The sequence below is a fragment of the Aurantimonas sp. E1-2-R+4 genome (genome assembly GCF_036549515.1).
GTDB classification, from domain to species: domain Bacteria; phylum Pseudomonadota; class Alphaproteobacteria; order Rhizobiales; family Rhizobiaceae; genus Aurantimonas; species Aurantimonas coralicida_A.
Window position 1 is genome coordinate 1 of sequence record NZ_JAZHLK010000143.1, and the last position, 1091, is coordinate 1091.

The window sequence follows — 1091 nt, forward strand, 5'->3', positions numbered from 1 at the left end:
CCCATCAGCGCCAAAATGCCGAAAAGTTCATTGCCCCTGCATCGAGGGCCGCGTAACGTTCAACCCGGCATCGCCGCTCAACGAAGTTCAACAAACTTCGGGACATCCCCTCATCGCCGGAGAGGCCCGCTAGGATACCCGGCTCGAACTGAGAATAATCAAGATAGATAAGCCTCGTGTTCGGCTCTGCGGCAATCAACGACCGATAGGACCGACGGAGCTGTTGAAGGTAAGGATCTGAAACGAGAATTCGTGCACTAATCGTCCCCAGCACGCCGAAAATCGGGTAAATGCGTCCTTCCCCTCCCGCAGCTCGACGCACGATCGCCTCATCGCGGCTCGCTTTGAATAGGGCGAGGAAGGCTGAAGCGAACCGGGAGCGTGACTTTGCAATCTCAAAGGCACCCTGCAGGCGGCCGCCCGCATCGACATCCGCAAGATGCGCAACATCGGTGCGCGAGAGATAGGGGTGGATGTTCCAAAAGTTCAGTCCGGTCGGACTCTTTTTGAGGGTCTGTGCCACTTCCCGATAGGCGGAATATTTCTCGGCCGAGATGCGGGCAAGGAGATCCCCCGCGCCTTGCCCATCTACTCGCACGCCACGGAACTGGCGATACGCGAAAAGGCTCTGCAGGGGCCACTCCACCTTGACTAGCCGCTCGAGCTCACCGGTACGTCCGAGCCGCTCAAGGAGATCGGTCCATAAGCGCTCAAGCGCAATCAACGCTGCACTGAGCAGGCGCGAAAGCTCCTCCGGTTCAGGCCTGTCGATCCTGGAGATCGCGACCAACTCAAAGGTCACGGCGTCCGCCTTTGTGTCGAACTGGCGCTTAAGCGCCGACCAAATATTCCAGAGTCTCTCACCTCCGTCATCCTTAGAGCGGCCAACGGCTAGGCGGATCGCGTCGCCTATATCGAGGACATTCTTCGGCGGACTATAGTCCGAGCGTCGAAGATCATCGACCAGTGCTGGCAGATCATAATACCAACGGGCGCTGATCAAGACCCATGCGCCCAATCTCGCATTCCGATGGACGTGATTTTCCAGGGCTGATCGACGAGCTTGTTCCAAGCTGCGCAGCAGTGGGCGA

Annotated in this window: 1 protein-coding gene; it reads right to left on the reverse strand. The window is 58.3% G+C overall.

From position 1 onward, the window contains the following. Positions 1–4: 4 nt before the first annotated feature. Positions 5–1091 (reverse strand): hypothetical protein (locus VQ045_RS21765; RefSeq protein ID WP_331831615.1); only part of this gene is annotated, 1087 nt, incomplete at its 5' end.